16 protein-coding genes are annotated in these 16,729 nt (G+C 46.9%); 7 read left to right on the forward strand and 9 right to left on the reverse strand.

Features of this window, described 5'->3' with window-relative positions; translation table 11 throughout:
• Positions 1–37 precede the first annotated feature (37 nt).
• On the reverse strand, positions 38–2,140 hold the full coding sequence (locus ACY2RR_RS15025; protein ID WP_490108975.1) for a neutral/alkaline non-lysosomal ceramidase N-terminal domain-containing protein: 2,103 nt from the start codon (positions 2,138–2,140) through the stop codon (positions 38–40).
• A gap of 202 nt (positions 2,141–2,342) precedes the next feature.
• On the opposite strand from ACY2RR_RS15025, the gene adhE reads away from it, so the two are divergent.
• Together adhE and ACY2RR_RS15035 are read left to right on the forward strand one after the other, a co-directional pair.
• Positions 2,343–4,946, forward strand: coding sequence for a bifunctional acetaldehyde-CoA/alcohol dehydrogenase (adhE, locus tag ACY2RR_RS15030; RefSeq protein WP_490108976.1), 2,604 nt, complete (start codon positions 2,343–2,345; stop codon positions 4,944–4,946).
• Positions 4,947–5,033: 87 nt separating this feature from the next.
• Positions 5,034–5,360 carry a DUF1244 domain-containing protein gene (locus ACY2RR_RS15035; protein WP_490108977.1) on the forward strand — a complete coding sequence of 109 codons (327 nt, stop codon included), beginning with the start codon at positions 5,034–5,036 and terminating at the stop codon, positions 5,358–5,360.
• Here the strand turns inward: ACY2RR_RS15035 and ACY2RR_RS15040 are convergent, their stop codons facing one another.
• The 5 genes from ACY2RR_RS15040 to ACY2RR_RS15060 form a co-directional block, all read right to left on the reverse strand.
• The gene (locus ACY2RR_RS15040) at positions 5,361–5,837 is read right to left on the reverse strand and encodes a YbaK/EbsC family protein (protein ID WP_490108978.1); all 477 of its coding nucleotides are present in this window, start codon (positions 5,835–5,837) and stop codon (positions 5,361–5,363) included.
• Between the two features lie 50 nt (positions 5,838–5,887).
• A complete protein-coding gene (locus tag ACY2RR_RS15045) occupies positions 5,888–6,244 on the reverse strand; it encodes a VOC family protein (protein ID WP_490108979.1) in 357 nt (118 codons plus the stop codon).
• Between the two features lie 97 nt (positions 6,245–6,341).
• The gene (locus tag ACY2RR_RS15050) at positions 6,342–7,091 is read right to left on the reverse strand and encodes a metallophosphoesterase family protein (RefSeq protein ID WP_490108980.1); all 750 of its coding nucleotides are present in this window, start codon (positions 7,089–7,091) and stop codon (positions 6,342–6,344) included.
• Between the two features lie 108 nt (positions 7,092–7,199).
• Positions 7,200–7,619, reverse strand: a complete 420-nt coding sequence (locus ACY2RR_RS15055) for a GNAT family N-acetyltransferase (protein WP_490108981.1) — start codon at positions 7,617–7,619, stop codon at positions 7,200–7,202.
• Between the two features lie 67 nt (positions 7,620–7,686).
• Positions 7,687–8,136 carry a hypothetical protein gene (locus tag ACY2RR_RS15060; RefSeq protein ID WP_490108982.1) on the reverse strand — a complete coding sequence of 150 codons (450 nt, stop codon included), beginning with the start codon at positions 8,134–8,136 and terminating at the stop codon, positions 7,687–7,689.
• A 316-nt stretch (positions 8,137–8,452) separates the two neighbouring features.
• On the opposite strand from ACY2RR_RS15060, the gene ACY2RR_RS15065 reads away from it, so the two are divergent.
• Positions 8,453–10,168, forward strand: coding sequence for a hypothetical protein (locus ACY2RR_RS15065; protein WP_490108983.1), 1,716 nt, complete (start codon positions 8,453–8,455; stop codon positions 10,166–10,168).
• A 300-nt stretch (positions 10,169–10,468) separates the two neighbouring features.
• Here the strand turns inward: ACY2RR_RS15065 and ACY2RR_RS15070 are convergent, their stop codons facing one another.
• Complete coding sequence (locus ACY2RR_RS15070; protein WP_490108984.1) at positions 10,469–11,593, reverse strand: NAD(P)/FAD-dependent oxidoreductase; 1,125 nt, start codon at positions 11,591–11,593, stop codon at positions 10,469–10,471.
• A gap of 123 nt (positions 11,594–11,716) precedes the next feature.
• Between ACY2RR_RS15070 and ACY2RR_RS15075 the strand changes: the two genes are divergently transcribed.
• Together ACY2RR_RS15075 and ACY2RR_RS15080 are read left to right on the forward strand one after the other, a co-directional pair.
• On the forward strand, positions 11,717–12,595 hold the full coding sequence (locus ACY2RR_RS15075; protein ID WP_490108985.1) for a LysR family transcriptional regulator: 879 nt from the start codon (positions 11,717–11,719) through the stop codon (positions 12,593–12,595).
• Between the two features lie 316 nt (positions 12,596–12,911).
• Positions 12,912–13,487, forward strand: a complete 576-nt coding sequence (locus ACY2RR_RS15080) for a M12 family metallopeptidase (RefSeq protein ID WP_490108986.1) — start codon at positions 12,912–12,914, stop codon at positions 13,485–13,487.
• 26 nt (positions 13,488–13,513) lie between these two features.
• On the opposite strand, the gene truC is transcribed toward ACY2RR_RS15080, so the two are convergent.
• Positions 13,514–14,296: a tRNA pseudouridine(65) synthase TruC gene (gene truC, locus ACY2RR_RS15085; RefSeq protein ID WP_490108987.1), complete on the reverse strand. Its 783-nt coding sequence runs from the start codon at positions 14,294–14,296 to the stop codon at positions 13,514–13,516.
• Between the two features lie 112 nt (positions 14,297–14,408).
• Between truC and ACY2RR_RS15090 the strand changes: the two genes are divergently transcribed.
• Positions 14,409–15,110, forward strand: a complete 702-nt coding sequence (locus ACY2RR_RS15090) for a pseudouridine synthase (protein WP_490108988.1) — start codon at positions 14,409–14,411, stop codon at positions 15,108–15,110.
• Here the strand turns inward: ACY2RR_RS15090 and ACY2RR_RS15095 are convergent.
• Positions 15,107–15,517, reverse strand: coding sequence for a 6,7-dimethyl-8-ribityllumazine synthase (locus ACY2RR_RS15095; RefSeq protein ID WP_490108989.1), 411 nt, complete (start codon positions 15,515–15,517; stop codon positions 15,107–15,109). The genes ACY2RR_RS15090 and ACY2RR_RS15095 overlap by 4 nt on opposite strands.
• Positions 15,518–15,656: 139 nt before the next feature.
• On the opposite strand from ACY2RR_RS15095, the gene ACY2RR_RS15100 reads away from it, so the two are divergent.
• Positions 15,657–16,694 carry a Tim44 domain-containing protein gene (locus tag ACY2RR_RS15100; RefSeq protein WP_490108990.1) on the forward strand — a complete coding sequence of 346 codons (1,038 nt, stop codon included), beginning with the start codon at positions 15,657–15,659 and terminating at the stop codon, positions 16,692–16,694.
• The last annotated feature ends 35 nt before the right edge of the window (positions 16,695–16,729 follow it).

Raw genomic sequence — 16,729 nt, forward strand, 5'->3', positions numbered from 1 at the left:
TCTTGCGCTACGATGTGTTGCCTAAAATCGCCTTCGATCAACGGGTCGACAACATCTTCCTGGCAAGCACCAGCATCGCACCTCGCTGGCTTTCCTGTGCGACTGCAAAACCTGGAGTGTAACCATGATAAGTAGTCGTTCCTCCTCGGGGGCTTCGCCAGATACCGTGATGTCCAAGGCGATACACACCATCTGAAGTATCATAGGGAATATGCCACTCGACACAGGCTTCCCCTGATGATGCTCCTGCGTAGTCCGAGTGCCAGTAAAAACGTGTATCCCAGTCATCATCCGTCGCAACCCTGTACCACTGGTTATTCACGCCAAGTTTTTCAACGGTAAGAAATGTTTCTAAACGTCGCACAGCGAGACGGGGATGGGTCGAGGTAAAACAGGCTTTAACCTTTTGTCCAGTCCATGCCACATCAGGGGTACCAGACAAAAGACGACCATACTCTTCATATTGGCCACAAGTAATCTCAGGCACTTTAATATTCTGGTAATACTGATTCAGGTTGTCTGGTACAGCCTCAGACCGTGGGGACGTCCCCGGATGAACCAGGTTTTCTGACAAGCGACTAAACACCTGTTGATAAGCTGGCAGAGTCCACGGCCCGAACAGCGTGGCCCCGCCTTCATAAAGTTGCTCCTGATATTCTTCCGGCGTTGTGACATACAGGCTGTAATCATTGGCATAACCCGCCAGAATCAGTTTGTTAAACTTCTCCCCGGCTGAGGCCTCAACCGTTTTCTTCAGACGATGCCCGGCTATATGGGTAAATTCTGCCGGCACTCCAAGCAAACCGAGCCCCCCTAACTTAACCAGCGACACAGGTAAAACCTCAGGAGCCCAACTGTAATTAGCGAGCTCCAGAGGAACACTGCCATCCAGCGCCGTTCGAACAATTCGGTTTATATATTCAAAATGATGGGGAGCCCCCAGAGCCAACAGAGATACCTTGGGGGAGTTGCAGTCATAAATCTCAGGAGTTAGCCCTGTTAACCAACCACTGATGGTCGTCCAGGGAAAATAGGGATCTTTGTGCCCCTCCTTGAAAAAAAAGCGCCAGGGCCGGGGACGCCCATCTCTTGTTCCCGCAGCAAATCCATAGCCAGCCGTTGCAGGGCAGGTACTTACTGGCCGGGGTAAATTAGTTAATTGCTCAGAAACTGTTTGTTGGGAAAAATCCACATACTCATGTTGCCAGTCAATGTCTCCGGTTATCTCACTGCTGGCTTCACTGAACAGTTGCAGTCCTTTATCAAATTGCTTTCGCCCAATAATCCGCGCACTTTCCTCCGGTGTTGAACCCGGCCCGGTGCCATCCAGAAAAACATTGGGAGTCATATCTCCGGAGTTGGTTTGGGGAAATGCGGCCACGAAACCATTACCCATTTCTTCCTCCATCAATGTGGCGGCATAACCTTTGTTATCACCGGATATCAGCAAGTTATTCTGAGGAAAAGACACACCATGAGTCGCAAACCAGCCCAGCATTCCAACAGGGGTTGTGCCCTGCTCAAACCTCATGACCACCATTTCCGGATCGATAGACTTCATGGTCGCTGATTCCGGGTTACGCAGAAATGCTTTCAGGGATCTGTTCGCGTTGGCGTTATACAACTCCCCCTGATTAATCAGAACTCTTCCAGGAGCCAGGCTTTTGTGAGCCTGAACAACAGAATCAACAATCCCGCCAACCATGGCCTCAAAAGCATCCGGGAAAAAACCATGAACAGCCAGGCTGAATAATAAATGGCCACCCTGCCCACCATTGGTGCTGTGGCTGTGATCCGCCAGTATCAGCATGTTTCCATCCTGATAGAGCTGGCCGAACTGAAGCTGGAGACGACGAATCACCTCTCTGGTGACATCACCAAAAACCATCGCAGCATTGAGTACAACAATCACCACCCGCTTCTGGGTCACAGGTTCCGCAACCACAAAGGCTCTGGCCCACATACGATCATGGATGCCTCTTGCTATCTGGGAAGACTCACCATATCCCAACAGGCCTATTTCTACAGCAGGGCCGGTAATATCACTTTTGCCCACCCCCACCAGCCATGAAGCCTGAACCCGGGCAACAAGGAGGGACAGAAGAGCAAATGTAAATACCGCAAGACCCCGTTTAATCATGCTTATTCCTTAAAGGCAGAAGCAAAGGCGTGGTCAGTATAGAAGCGTATGAAAAATCTGCTTGGCAATGAGTTGATATGTTCTACACCGTTACACAGCAGCAAAAGTGGAACCATAGACCCATATCGAAACAGCTGACTCTCGACTATTCTGTGACCTCCTCTCCGTGGATTCTTTTTCGCCCTTTCAGGGAGGCGTCAAAATGAAAGCAGACGACAGTCGGCAACTTGAACAAATTATTGCCTGCGTACAGGAAGCGCAGCAGCAATACGCCAGTTTTTCTCAGGAACAGGTTGATGCAATTTTCCGAAGTGCGGCTTTGGCCGCTGCTGATGCCAGAGTCAGCCTTGCCAAACAGGCTGCGGAAGAAACAGGGATGGGGATTATTGAAGACAAGGTGATCAAAAATCATTTTGCTTCGGAATACATTTATAACAAATATCGCGACGACAAAACCTGCGGCATTCTGGAAGAAGACCCAACCTTCGGCATTATTAAAGTGGCCGAACCAATTGGTGTTATCGCAGGTATTGTGCCAACAACAAATCCAACCAGTACCGCAATATTCAAAGCACTTCTGGCCCTGAAAACACGCAACGCCATTATCTTTTCTCCGCACCCACGAGCACGAAACAGTACCTGTACAGCGGCGCGTATTGTTCGTGACGCTGCAGCTGCAGCTGGCGCACCACCCAATGTAATTGGCTGGATTGAACAGCCAACGGTGGATCTTTCAAGCCAGCTTATGCGACATCCGTCCATCAGCTTGATTCTTGCCACCGGTGGCCCAGGGATGGTGCGTGCGGCTTATTCGTCAGGTACACCTGCCATTGGTGTTGGGGCGGGGAATACTCCGGTAGTTATTGATGAAACGGCAGATATTAAGCAGGCCGTTAGCTCAATACTGATGAGTAAAACCTTCGACAATGGTGTTGTATGCGCCTCTGAGCAGTCTGTCATTGTCGTAGACAGTGTTTATAAAAAAGTCCGTGAACGCTTCCTTAATCATGGCGGCCTGGTCATGAAAAAAGCAGACGCCAATAAAGTCGGCAAAATACTGCTGAAGGACGGCGTGCTGAACTCAGCAATTGTTGGGCAGTCCGCCGTTAAAATTGCTGAGCTTGCCGGTATCAAGGTTCCACCAGAAACCAAGATACTGATTGCCGAAGTTTCAGATTCTTCAGAGAAAGAGCCGTTTGCCCACGAAAAGCTCTCTCCCACTCTGGCCATGTATAAAGCTAAAAACTTTACCGATGCCACTCGGATAGCGGCGGAACTGGTTGCCCTTGGCGGTATTGGTCATACATCGGTGCTTTATACCGATCAGGATCGGGAAACCAAACGTCTGGAAGAATATGGTCAGGCCATGAAAACCGCCCGCATTCTGGTGAATATGCCGGCATCCCAGGGTGCGATTGGTGATCTGTACAACTTTAAGCTGGCCCCATCCCTGACTCTGGGATGTGGTTCCTGGGGCGGGAACTCCATCAGTGAAAATGTTGGCGTCAAACACCTGATTAATGTCAAGACAGTAGCCATGAAGCGCGAAAACATGCTGTGGCACAAGCTGCCAGAATCTGTGTACTTCAACCGTGGTTGCCTGCCGGTTGCCCTTGAAGATTTGAATGGCTGCAAACGTGCCGCCATTATCACCGACGCTTTCCTCGCCAGCAGTGGTATGGCCAGTCAGGTAACCGGGGTTCTGCGCCAGCATGGTATTGCGGTAAGAGTGTTCTCCGGTGTGGAAGCTGACCCAACGCTAGGCATTGTGGCTGAAGGTACCGCCATGATGAATGACTTCCAGCCCGATGTAATTATTGCCTTTGGTGGTGGTTCGCCAATGGATGCCGCCAAGATCATGTGGGTCATGTACGAACATCCAGACGTACGCTTTGAAGAGCTGGCGCTCCGGTTTATGGATATTCGCAAGCGTATTTATCACTTCCCGAAACTGGGAGAAAAAGCCAAGTTTGTTGCTATTCCCACAACCTCGGGAACCGGTTCGGAAGTTACCCCTTTTGCGGTAGTCACCGATGAAAAGACCGGCGTCAAATACCCACTGGCGGATTATGAGCTGACCCCAGATATTGCCATTGTTGATGCTGATCTGGTGATGCAAATGCCACGCACCCTCACTTCCTGGGGTGGCATTGATGCATTAACCCATGCTCTGGAAGCCTACGTTTCCGTGCTGGCAACACCTTACACAGACGGTCATTGCCTGCAGGCAACAGCAATGATTTTTGAATGGCTGCGTCCTGCCTGTCAGGAAGGTGCCTGCAATCCAAAAGCCCGTGAGCAGATGCACAATGCTGCAACGATTGCCGGTATGGCGTTTGCCAATGCTTTCCTCGGTATCTGCCACTCTATGGCTCATAAGATTGGCAGTGAATTCAAGCTGGCCCACGGCCTCGCAAATGCGTTGCTGATCAGTTATGTGATTCGCTACAACGCAACAGACAACCCCACCAAGCAAGCGGCCTTCCCACAATATGATCGCCCTATCGCCAAGTGTCGGTATGCCTCTGTGGCGGATCATTTGAAACTGGGTGGTAAAGATAATGAGGCAAAGGTTTTAAATCTGATTACTGCGATCGAAGAGTTGAAGCGGGATGTCGGTATTCCTTCATCCTTGAAAGAAGCAGGTGTTCCGGAAGATCAATTCCTGACTCATTTGGATGCGCTATCTGAGGCAGCCTTTGATGATCAATGCACACCTGCGAACCCTCGCTATCCATTGATTTCAGAAATTAAGGAGATACTGCGCCGGGCTTACTATGGAGAAGACCCTTTGAAGCCTATTTAATCACCGCTATATCTGCGTGGTGGTACTGGCCGTATCACCACGTTAGACTTCCCGCACTGAAACAGCGTCGTACAGGATATAACAACAATGACCAGCCCTTTCTCCCAGACAGACCTTGATCAAGCCACCCAAGACAAACTGGATGCAGCCGTTTTCCGCAGACTGCTTGAGCACCTTGATAACAATAAAGATGTACAGAATATCGACCTGATGATTCTGGCGGATTTTTGCCGTAACTGTCTTGGAAAGTGGTACAAAGCTGCTGCTGACGAAGCCGGCATTGAAGTGACTGACGGGCAAGCCAGAGAAAGAATTTATGGCATGCCCTACAGCGAATGGAAGGAAAAGTATCAGCTACCTGCCACACCAGAACAGATGGCAGCCTTCGAAAAGCGGCAAAAAGATAAAGCCTGATTACAACCAGAAAACCGGGTTTGCCATCTTTTCCAAAACTTTGGGAAGATCTGCGCCAGCGATGGCAAAAGTTACTTCCGGCAGACCCGGGGTCCACAGAATATCATCGTGGTCACACAGGGTTTTATCGGCAACCAGAACAATTTCGTCGTCTAACCCAAAAGGGCAAACAGCACCCGGCTCACAACCAATACGTTCCTGCATCTGTTCATTGGAGCAGATAGAAGGGCGAGACCCAGTGAGATTGCGAATAGCCTTGCTGTCCAGGCGAGTATCACGATGAGTCAGAAAGATGCAGTAACGACCATCTTTCAGTTTCATAAACAGGCTTTTGGTTGGCTCTGCTGTCCAGCCCAGTTCTTTTGCTACCAGGCTGTCGGCTTCATAATCAAGAATCGGCTCGTGTTCCCAGCTTTGATAGGCAACACCGGCCTGATTCAATAAATCGATATTACGTTGGTGAATTTGCTCTAACATTTGAATCTTATACAACTCTGCTTAAAGGCTTTGATATGTGGCAGTGTGATTTAAACCTGCCAAAACCCGCTTTGGATGGGGCCAAACATGATAATTGCGCACTGACCACGCCCAAGGACTTCCATGGGAGGAACCGCGATTTCTGCTCCTGTCTTTTCCGCCTCTCTCACAGATTTTTCTATATCCGCCACAAGATAGTACGGGCGTGTTGTCGGTTCTTCTGCATCATGCATTGGAGCTCGAACACCGAGCATTCCTCCATCAGGAAGAGCAGCCGTTAGAGCACCACCTAACTCTGCAATTGCATCGCTAAAGGATACCTGTAGCGACTGTGAATATGATGCGCACACCAGCTCAACATTCGGAGTTACAACTTCCAGATAGTAAACCTGAGCGTTTTCGTTCATAAGATTTTTCTACAAATGTGATTTAACTTAGTCATATAACATATTCGTGTGAACCGAAATTATCTCAAGTAGCTTGCCGCTGTACACGACGTATTTTTTACATCATGACTCTTCCGCTTTTTAAGGCCTGAGCCCAATCCAAACGATTTCTCTGCTTTGCCGCTTGAACAGCATACTCATACCGGTATGGAACTTTTATATGCTCAACCTGCCAGCCTGATGCTATTTGCTCGATTGTGCAGTATGAAGCGAAGTTGGAGTAATTTTCAATTTTGTGAGGAACGGGCTCGTCGTCAAAGTAAGCAGGTAAACCAACACTGCCAGGGTTAATAACAAGCTTCCCATTGCTGAGCTGCACTGTACGCGGGATATGAGTATGCCCACATAAAATAACTGTCTCTTTAACATTCTCAGTCAAGCTTGCAATTTCTATTTCCGATCTCACTTTTGCATAGCCATCAGAAACATCTTCAAGCATATAAACCAAGTCATTATCAGGTGTTCCGTGACATAGAAGCAGGTCGCCACCCAAGGATTTAACTGCTGGTAACTCTTTCATCCATGTCAGAGGCTCTGCGCCCAGCTCTGATAGAATGAATTGCATTGTTGGATTTGCAGATATCTCAGCATCCGTTGCCTCATAAATCTGGCGATCCTGATTTCCTTTAATCGTAATTATCTCTTCTGTCTGGAGGAGATCGTACGTTTCTCTGGGAGCCAAAGGGCCATACAAAATATCTCCAAGGTTTATAAGACCGTCTACATCCTTCTGCTGTGCATCTGACAACACCGCTTCCAAAGCCCATACATTGCTGTGGATATCTGAAAATACTGCAAATTTATTCATATTATTGATTGATTGATTAATTCACTCATGAGTAGGTCATACAAGACTGAAGACGTCCATGTATCTTAGTGCTATACACATAACACCAGTTATTGCACCCAGACGTGCTTATAGAACTACAGCCATGACTTTATGGTTCTTCTCAACCTCTGCTGGAATCTTAATCCACCCTAAAGACTCATACAGGGTCGGTACATTGGTATAGGCATATAGCATTTCCTGCTGACTACTTGGAACCGACTCTTTGGCCCGCCTTATCAATTCGCTGGCGATGCCTTGTCCTCGAAATTCCTGTAATACAAACACGGCATTTACCCATACAACCTGATTCGAGCTGTTTGGTTGTTTGTACATGGAATAAGCCAATCCCCCAACAACGATTCCGTCGGATATAACAGCAAAGGGAGTGGGGAGATCAGGAAAATATTCTGTGAACGTAAAGTCAGACCACCCAGACTGAAGGAGTGACTCAAGTTCAGAATGGAGTGCTGAACCACCAGGGCAGAGAACTATTTCGAAATTGCTCATCTTTCCCATTTTGCGCCAAATGGGCAGGCCAGTAAAAGGCATCCCAGACAGTGTTTAGCCGTACCCCTTATTTAGTCACCTTCTGACGCTTAATAACCTGATAGACACCACAACCATACAAAGAACCAAGAACAACACAGATAGCTGATGTGATAACCATAAAGTCCATCCTTAATGCCAATTCTGATAAATTTGGGTCATCTATTAGAAGCACTGCCGGAATAGCTAACAAACCTCGGGCTAAAAAAATCAGTGAAATCATGGCTAAAACAGACTTGGTGAAAGGTAGTGTTCTAATGACACCGGCTCCTGAAAAGGCAAACAGCGACCAAGCTCCCAAAATAGCGGCAATGCACGCGGTAATCATGGCCGGATAACTTGAACCCTGTTCCTGCATTAAAGCCAGCTCTTCTCCCGCACCAAAGAAACGATACCAGTCAGCTCCACCAACAATAATCGCTACATGCATCAATGCTAATAATAGTGTCAGCACTCCAGCTGCTTTTAGATATGACATTGATTTTTCCTCCATGAATTACACATAACGATAAATTGCGAGCCTCAACGCTCTCTCTGAACCGAAGGTGCAAGCCCAATACACTTGCTATACGCAGACGAGAATTGCCCATACTTAGACACTTTACTATGAGATTATCAAAATCAATATTACACAGGTATTACAAGTTAAGATGAATGAATGCCAGCCTGCTTCTTGTTTGAAAACGGCACTCATTTGAAATAAACAAAGTTGTCAGCCTTGTTAACTCCTCTGTTAATGCACTCAAAAGAAGTTTCTGTTGTGCTTTGGGATTAGCAGTGCAGCAAGGTGATTTATGGCTGTTTCAGGATATTCAGGGAGTTCCTGTGAACTAAGAGAAGTACCTACTTCTCAAGAAAACCCGCCAGTGCCTAAGGGTGAGAAAGCGGCTGCATGCAAGATTTCCGATGAAAACCATTCCATGCTTGGTGCTGTTGCTAAGACGGACAGGTACTGCCAAAGCCGGGCGAAGCTCTCCTTTAAGTCTATAGAACGCTTGTCTTTCGATCAGATATACCACCAACTCATCACTGCCCCACCAGAGTCCATTAGAAAAAGTTCTTCTCCAGATCGCCATCGTTGTATCAGACATCTGAAGCAGTTGCAGGAAAAGCACGGGCAAAAATTAAGAATCCTTCACGACAATGACCATGATTCCCATTCACTGAACCAGTGCAAGTGGAAGCTGGCTGACCATCACGGTTACTTCTACCTGCTGCCTGAAAACATTCTGCAGTCTGGCAATAAAAGCCGCGCTCTTATCAACATCCACTTTCCTGCAGAGCAATGGCAGAATGCTGCCGATCTACTCACAGCTCTGGTAACAAACAGCGAGCTGGCTAACCTGATTAATCAAAGCAAGATTGTTGACCCTGGAGCGTTTAAAACAGTATCAGCCCAGGTTGTCATCTATCTTTCCTCACTGGATTCGCCTGAAATATTACTACCAGTTATTGCGCAATATCTGCCGGAAGAAAGCAGACTGGACTGGGTTCGTACAGGCAACTCTCCACTGGCTAAAGGGGTCGGATATTGTCAGGTTATTCCTGAAGATATTGGCTGCCAAACTGCATCCCGGGCCCGTGTGGTAGCTCTTGCCTGCAGTAATCCCGACAGATATGTTCCGAACAGCGAAGGAGCCCGATTAAAGCAGGCTGCAGAACTACTGGGTTACAACCCTCAAGATGTCACTCGATTACAATCGCCCACAAGTCAGTGGAAAGCTCTTTTATCCTGGGGGCAGGGTTGTTTTGAAAAAGGCGTCTTCTCAATAGGAGATATTGAGCACCGTTCTCCGGATATCGCACAAGCTATTAGCATGGAGGCATTAGAACATTCCTACATAGAAGTTGCTCAAAAGCTCAGCGATTTTGTAAATGCAACATTTCCAGAGCAAGAACAAGTTGATGAGGCTTCACTGATATTTGCGCCTCATACGATTCATGTTCATTCAGCGAACAAGCCAGAAGGCTATTCTATTGCTTTGATTTTGAGACCATCTGCCGAAGGCCTGGATCGGTTTCTAACGGCACTGCAGGACATTGTTCAGAAACAAATGTGTTCACCAGAAACCATTACATTTGCTTCGACAGCTGCGTTTGGATCATCCCCTGAGCCAGTAGTCTTGAGATTTTATGGAAGTAGAGAACAGATTCAAAGTCGTTTAACCATGGTTATGACGCGCCTGAAACAACTGAGTGAGAATACTTTTGGGCCTCCGTTTGGAGCCTTTATCAATAAAGGGAAAAATATTGGCTATTGTGAATTCCCTCAAGGCACCGACAAATCGCCAGTCATAGTTATGGCTGAACGTATAGCCAGAATTATTGTGTGCAAAGAAGCTGGTAATCCCGTTCCCTTTGGAGATTTGCTGGCACTGGAAACCCATCGCAATGGCTATCAAATGGCAAACCCGGCACTGTGCCGTCTTGATTTACAGGATCGAAGTTGTCAGAAAATTAATAAAGCATGCCATAAAACACTGAGTGTCTCTTCATCACAGAGTCAATAGGGGTATTAATCTTCAGTTTCCCCCTGTCACTGGATGAAAGAACCTCATTTCTGAACAGACCAGCAACAAACGCCTGCATCAAGGTGCTCTGCAAAATAACAGTTTAAATTGCCGTTTCCATATTTCGCACCCCCAAAAATTGGGTGAGCTATATACTTCATATGTCGTCGAATATGGCACTTGCGGCCGGTACAGGGTTTTACTTCTATCGTGAGTATCAGCTTTGCGGATAGTGGTCTATCTGCACCGGCAGTTCAACGGTATCCAGACGACGATTTTCCGATACAGTTTCCTGCTCTATCAGGCACGCCGCAAGCATAACCTTAATTTATTAGATACATGGTTTGAAGCCATGTCTGATGTTGTTCCAAAGCCCTTATAGATTTTATTGATGAACAAATCTTTCTGTTTTATCCCGACAAGAAACCCTGCCGTTGTTACGGCAAAAGGCAGTTGCACGACCCCTTGTTTCTGCCCAACTGGAATCAAGGCCATCAGGGGATTTCGTTTATAAGCTTTTCCTTTCTTCCCCTTAAACCTTTTATCAATCATCTTTGCCAGATATTCCCCCTGCTGTACGGCCAAATATCCCAGCTTGGCTTCACCGACATCAGCGATATCGCCCAGAGCATACAACGAACTCTCACCTTCCACCTGAAGATTTCCATCAACAGTGACAAAGCCTTTGTCGTTCAGAGTATGAGCTAACTCTGGCTTCAAAAAATCATTATTGGGGAGTACACCTGTCGCTTCATACACCAGATCAGCATCACTGGCATAGCCGGTATTCTGATCAATATACTTGCCACCTTTATTTTGATAGCGGCGATTAAATTCAACTTCAACGTCCAACCTTTCCAATTGCTTCCTGGCCGTATGTTGAGCTTTCCCTTTGAAGCCATTTAAAAGCTTGTCCTGATTATGGGCCAGAACAACTTTGGCATCTGGCAGAGCGTAAGCAATCTCTCCCGCCAGTTCGACACCAACCACTCCACCGCCAATAATCATGACCTTCTTTGCTTTTTTAAGTTCTTCATTGGCGGAAACCAACTCTTGATTTCGTGTCTGCAAGCTCATTGCTTCCATTGACTTGGCAATGGGCAAACTCGGGTAGCGAGTACCAGATGCGATAACAGCGTAATCAAAGTGAATTTCTGAACCATCCGAGAGTTGCGCATAATGCTGTCCGAGCTTATCAACGCTTGTTTGAATAAACCGCCCTTTAAGAAAGTCTTTGTAATATTTGCGGGCTTGATTACCAGTTATATCTGGGGCTGCCAGATTTCTGAGGGTCGCAAATGTCACCTCAAAATAATCCTTCTTATCCACCAATATGGTTTGTATTCCCTGTTTCTCTAATGCCTGTGCTGTTGATACTCCTGCAAAGCCACCACCAATAATCAAAACCTGAGTTTGAAATGACATTTATTCACCTTCCCCTAAAAAACGATCCGACAGGTTTCATGCTAAGCCGTATCACTTTTGCGGTGAATGAGCGAAAATGATACACATATGTGCATTTATGCACATGTCGGATTGAGGTGATGTGTGAATAAGTGGACAGAACTAAGAACGGCTTTCAAGCTCGCGAAACTTGGTACCCTGAGTGCAACTGCACAGGATATAGGTGTACACCGCTCCACTGTCATGCGACATATTGATGCACTGGAAGAAAGCCTGGGAGTTGTGCTGTTTCAGCGTAATGACAAGGGTTATTTGCCAACAGAAGCTGGTCTGGAAATCATGCGCCTTGGAGAAGTAACCGATTATCAGTTCTCAACTTTAGCTGGCCGCATGCAAAACAGAGACAAGCCACTGGAAGGCACCCTGAGCATTACCACAGTTGATGAAATGGTCAGTTTCCTGATGCCGACGATAAATCGCTATCAGGCTCTTTATCCCAGCATGAGTATCAAGATATGTGGTGACCTGCGTAACTTCAGTCTTGAATATGGTGAAGCTGATATTGCTATCCGTGGTGGTCTAAAACCGGAAACACTCGACAATGTGGTAATGCCTTTGCTGAACTCAGAAATCGTATTGTGTGCCCATAAAAATTATATCCAGAAATACGGCCAGCCCACTAAAGAGAATCTGGATAAACACAAGTTTCTTGTACTGGATGAGCGCTCTGCTCATTTAACATGGAACGAATGGCTGTATGACAATATTCCAGAAAAGAATATTATTTTTACCAGCTCATCGATGCATATATTGAGTTGTGCGCTTTTATCAGGGACAGGTATTGGTGCTTTACCAAGATCATCAATCAACCTGAATGAAGATTTGATTGAAGTTGAAATGGGTGAGCACTGGGAGTTTTTTGTTTGGCTACTAGTGCACAGGGATATGTACAACATACCCAAAATCAAGAAATTTATTGAACTGATTAAACAGCAGGAGATACAGATTTCATATCCTTTATAAGCTGGTCGATGATAAGCAAAATAATTGAATCGCAGCTAATGGAAGAACTCCAACGTCTTGTTAAGAAAATATCAGTTTTGTTCAGTGATAGTCTAACCCACGGAACCGGATTTTACTGAGCCAACTTTGCACAAATAATAAAAGCCTTGCTTTTAATGAAACACAAATGCTTGATCTATTCCGCTTGCCTGATATTTTTATGGGTTTTCGTTAAGGGCTTGGATATTGGTTATATCCCTAGTTCTTGGCATACTTTCTCCTCAACCCCAAAATAACGAATACTAATCAGAAACCAAAAATAAAAGAGAACTCTAAAATGGGATATGGAATAGCAAAAAAAAGTCCAAGAAAGTGGGTACTTCCAGTTCAGTTAACAGTACCGGAAAAATTCCCACAAAAGCTTTTTACACGTTTAAAGCTGGCTGCAAAGGCATGGAATGAGGGTACTGATCTTCCTCTCTTTGTATTTGTTGGTCTCAAGCTGAGCATTGTTGAAGTTAAGTGCACCGGAAAGGGAAAAAATGGTAGTTATACTTCTGGTGATAAGGGACTGGGTAAGCCAATAGGTAACTGTTCTTCCTTGCTTGAAATTGATGAAAATATTACAGATCACAACTTGATTCATGAACTGGGCCATGTTCTTGGTCTTGCGCATGAAGAAGAGCGTCCCGGGGATAAAACCATCAACTTTGTGCCTGCCAAACGTGAGGCTAACCCACAAGTTCAAAGCTGGCTATTAGATATGCAGTGGAAAAACTGCCGATCAAATCAGAAGACGTTTGGTTATGTAGAACATGGCAACTTTGATGGCGGCTCTATAATGAAATATGGTAACAGCAGCGGAAAATTAAGCTCTGGAGACATAGCTACGATAAAAGCAATATACAGCTAATGGTCACCTCTTAATCGCCTGATATTTTATTGATAAGACCACCCAAATCGTTTTATCAAACCAGTAAACACGGTATCCAGTGGAGCATTGATCTGTAGTTCATCTCCACTCTCTGGGTGAAAAAAGCTCATTTCAGTACAAGCCAGTAATAATCGTCCTGCATCAAGATGCTCCGCAAAGTAACGATTATGATTTCCCTTGCCATGTTTCGCATCGCCAATAATTGGATGGGCGATATGCTTCATATGTCGTCGAATCTGGTGCTTGCGACCTGTTCGGGGTTTGACTTCTACCAGTGAATAACGACTTTGAGGATAGCGATCAATCTGCACCGGCAGCTCAATAGTATCCAGACGGCGATACTCCGATACCGCCTCCTGCGCAGGTTTATCTTTTTTCGCTTTGCGGTCAGTCATCTTGTCATGCTTTTCTTTCAAGGCATGATCAATGACTCCAGCTTCCGGTGTAATTCCGCGAACTACGGCCAGATAGGTTTTCTCTACCTTTCCTTCTTGAAACTGCTCACCCAGCTTTCGAGCCATTTCACGGCTCAGGGCAAATACCAGAACACCAGAAGTTGGTTTATCCAGCCTGTGAACCGGGAATACATGTTGCCCAATCTGATCCCGCACAATTTGCATGGCAAAACGGGTTTCGTGGCGATCAATCATCGAGCGATGAACCAGTAACCCTGAAGGCTTGTTTACCACCACCAGACAGTCATCCTGATACAGAATATCGAGCACCTCCGGCTCAGGAGCAGAGTCTGACTCAGGGAGCGTTTCGGTGTCAGGGCAAATATCAGGCATAACAGAAGTATCGCAGGCAGGAATAAAAACCCGGCAACCCTACCGACCCGTTATACCTTTTGCAAACCGACACGTATAATTCCGGCCTGTTTTCCGGTTCTGCTGCTTTTTTATGTCTGACTCCCCTGAAATTATTCTTTTTAACAAACCTTTTATGGTGCTTTGCCAGTTCACAGACAGCGAAGGCCGGGACACGCTGGCAAATTATATTAAGCGCCCCGGAGTCTACGCGGCTGGTCGTCTGGATAGGGACAGTGAGGGCCTGCTTCTTCTCACCAACAATGGCACCGTACAGAACCGGATTTCAGACCCTCGCCATAAAATGGAAAAAACCTACTGGGTGCAGGTGGAAGGAGTACCGGAAGAGTCTGATCTGGACAAACTCCGCAAAGGAATAACGCTAAAGGATGGCCCAACCCGCCCGGCCAAGGTTCGCAAAATCGAGGAGCCAGATATCTGGCCTCGTAATCCCCCTATCCGAGTAAGACCCAGTATTCCCGATACCTGGCTGGAGATTAAAATCTCGGAAGGTCGCAATCGTCAGGTACGGCGTATGACCGCAGCCATTGGTTTCCCTACCCTGCGACTGGTTCGTTACGCTATTGGCCCGTGGACAGTCGACAACCTGAAGCTTGGGGAATGGAAAGCCTTACCCGCACCGGAAGAACTGTTGAAACGTTCAGAATCCACTGGAGCCAGAAAACCCGGTACAAGTTTTAAGAGAACTCAGAACCGAACAGGAAAAAGGCCTTCCCCCCGAAACCACGGAAGACCTTCTGGAGCTACCAGAAAACCCGGCAAACCAAAGCGTTAATCTGTATCCAAAACCTTCCCAAGCGCCCGAACTGCTGCAGTGGCATAAGGGCGAACACGGGAAGGTATCTGGCTGGGCAGAATCTCAGGGCCAAGAATGCCCATTCCTACTGGCTTCATAAACTCCAGCTCCAGATTGATAATGGCACTGGTTACAGATTGAGCCATGACCAGACCATGTTTGGTTTCGCCCCGCTCAATAATACCCAACACCACAACACCTTCAATATCATTGCGCATCATCAGCTTTTTCAGAGCTAAAGGCTTTTCCATCGAGCCTGGCACCCAGACGATCTGCACAATATCCATACTATTGGCGGAAGCATAATGAACGACCTCCTCCAGCATTTCTTCGCCTTCTTTTCTATGGAATGCCCCCAATAACACTGCGATTTTCTTACTCGCCATACCTCCCCCCCGTAAATGGCAATAAAACTGATCGGGAGGAGTCTAGCAGAGGATTTTACGTCCACAGGATCATTTTCTTAGAGTATTTCCCTGAAACCTGGCTCTTGAAAAAGTTGACTTATGTCACCATCAATTTAGGATGCCAACTCACCTGCATCTTGAGGAGTTCCAACGTAAACCTATGATGAAACGACTTCTACCGGTACTGGCTGTTATGCTGGCCTTTACCTGTACTCTTGCACCAACCGATGCCTACGCCAAGAAATTTGGTGGCAGCAAGTCCTTTGGCAAGAGTTTTAAAACAGCTCCGGCTCAACCAAGCTCCTTTAAATCACCCACTACGGCATCCAATAAAAGCACAACCCAGAGTGGCCTGAACAACACCGGCAAGACACAAAAGAAAGGTCTATTCGGCGGCATGATGGGAGGACTGTTAGGTGGCCTGCTGGTTGGTGGATTAATCGGTTCACTGCTGGGTGGCGGCGCATTCGAAGGTATCCAGTTTATGGATATTCTGATTATTGCCGGCCTTGCCTTCGTTCTATTCAAACTGTTCAAAGGCATGAATCGGGCAAAAGCGTCTGCTATGAACGGGGAGCACCACTCGCCCAAAACGGCCTGGCAGGGCGCAGGTGCCAATACTCACCAGACTCATAGCCAGAGTCAAAACAGCTGGGCAGACGATGTCAGCTTCCGACAGTCTGGGGATGCATCCAAAGATGCGGACTTTGGCAGCGTTAATGCTCAACCTCAGGCACAAACCCAGAGCAATGGTTTCGGCCCATCTGAAAGCGATGTGCCATTTAACCTGCCACCAAACTTTGATCTGAACGGTTTCCTGAATCGTTCCCGTAACCATTACCGCACGATTCAGGACGCCTGGAACAGCGGTGATATGGAAACAATTCGGGAATACGTTTCTCCAGACCTTTTTGTTCACCTGCAGCAGGAGCGTGCCTCTCTCACCGGAGATCAGCATACCGAAGTGATGTATGTGGATGCAGAGCTGGTACGGGGCGATTACATGCTGGGTAAAACGGAGCTCAGCCTGAAGTTCAGCGGCCGTTACCGCGATAATGTGGAGCGGGTGGAAGAGAAGATTACCGATATCTGGCATTTAGAGCAGGAGCGTGAAGGCGGCCCCTGGCTGATTGTTGGAATTGAGTACTCCGAGTAAACCTTCCAATAAAAAAACGGGCAACCAACTGGTTG

It is taken from the genome of Parendozoicomonas sp. 2304DJ65-17 (assembly GCF_058148445.1).

Excerpts from the sequence above, each read along its gene's own strand:
- ACY2RR_RS15025 (WP_490108975.1), bottom strand. The coding sequence starts at position 2,140 with ATGATTAAACGGGGTCTTGCGGTATTTACATTTGCTCTTCTGTCCCTC.
- adhE (WP_490108976.1), top strand. The coding sequence starts at position 2,343 with ATGAAAGCAGACGACAGTCGGCAACTTGAACAAATTATTGCCTGCGTA.
- ACY2RR_RS15035 (WP_490108977.1), top strand. The coding sequence starts at position 5,034 with ATGACCAGCCCTTTCTCCCAGACAGACCTTGATCAAGCCACCCAAGAC.
- ACY2RR_RS15040 (WP_490108978.1), bottom strand. The coding sequence starts at position 5,837 with ATGTTAGAGCAAATTCACCAACGTAATATCGATTTATTGAATCAGGCC.
- ACY2RR_RS15045 (WP_490108979.1), bottom strand. The coding sequence starts at position 6,244 with ATGAACGAAAACGCTCAGGTTTACTATCTGGAAGTTGTAACTCCGAAT.
- ACY2RR_RS15050 (WP_490108980.1), bottom strand. The coding sequence starts at position 7,091 with ATGAATAAATTTGCAGTATTTTCAGATATCCACAGCAATGTATGGGCT.
- ACY2RR_RS15055 (WP_490108981.1), bottom strand. The coding sequence starts at position 7,619 with ATGAGCAATTTCGAAATAGTTCTCTGCCCTGGTGGTTCAGCACTCCAT.
- ACY2RR_RS15060 (WP_490108982.1), bottom strand. The coding sequence starts at position 8,136 with ATGTCATATCTAAAAGCAGCTGGAGTGCTGACACTATTATTAGCATTG.
- ACY2RR_RS15065 (WP_490108983.1), top strand. The coding sequence starts at position 8,453 with ATGGCTGTTTCAGGATATTCAGGGAGTTCCTGTGAACTAAGAGAAGTA.
- ACY2RR_RS15070 (WP_490108984.1), bottom strand. The coding sequence starts at position 11,593 with ATGTCATTTCAAACTCAGGTTTTGATTATTGGTGGTGGCTTTGCAGGA.
- ACY2RR_RS15080 (WP_490108986.1), top strand. The coding sequence starts at position 12,912 with ATGGGATATGGAATAGCAAAAAAAAGTCCAAGAAAGTGGGTACTTCCA.
- truC (WP_490108987.1), bottom strand. The coding sequence starts at position 14,296 with ATGCCTGATATTTGCCCTGACACCGAAACGCTCCCTGAGTCAGACTCT.
- ACY2RR_RS15090 (WP_490108988.1), top strand. The coding sequence starts at position 14,409 with ATGTCTGACTCCCCTGAAATTATTCTTTTTAACAAACCTTTTATGGTG.
- ACY2RR_RS15095 (WP_490108989.1), bottom strand. The coding sequence starts at position 15,517 with ATGGCGAGTAAGAAAATCGCAGTGTTATTGGGGGCATTCCATAGAAAA.
- ACY2RR_RS15100 (WP_490108990.1), top strand. The coding sequence starts at position 15,657 with ATGCCAACTCACCTGCATCTTGAGGAGTTCCAACGTAAACCTATGATG.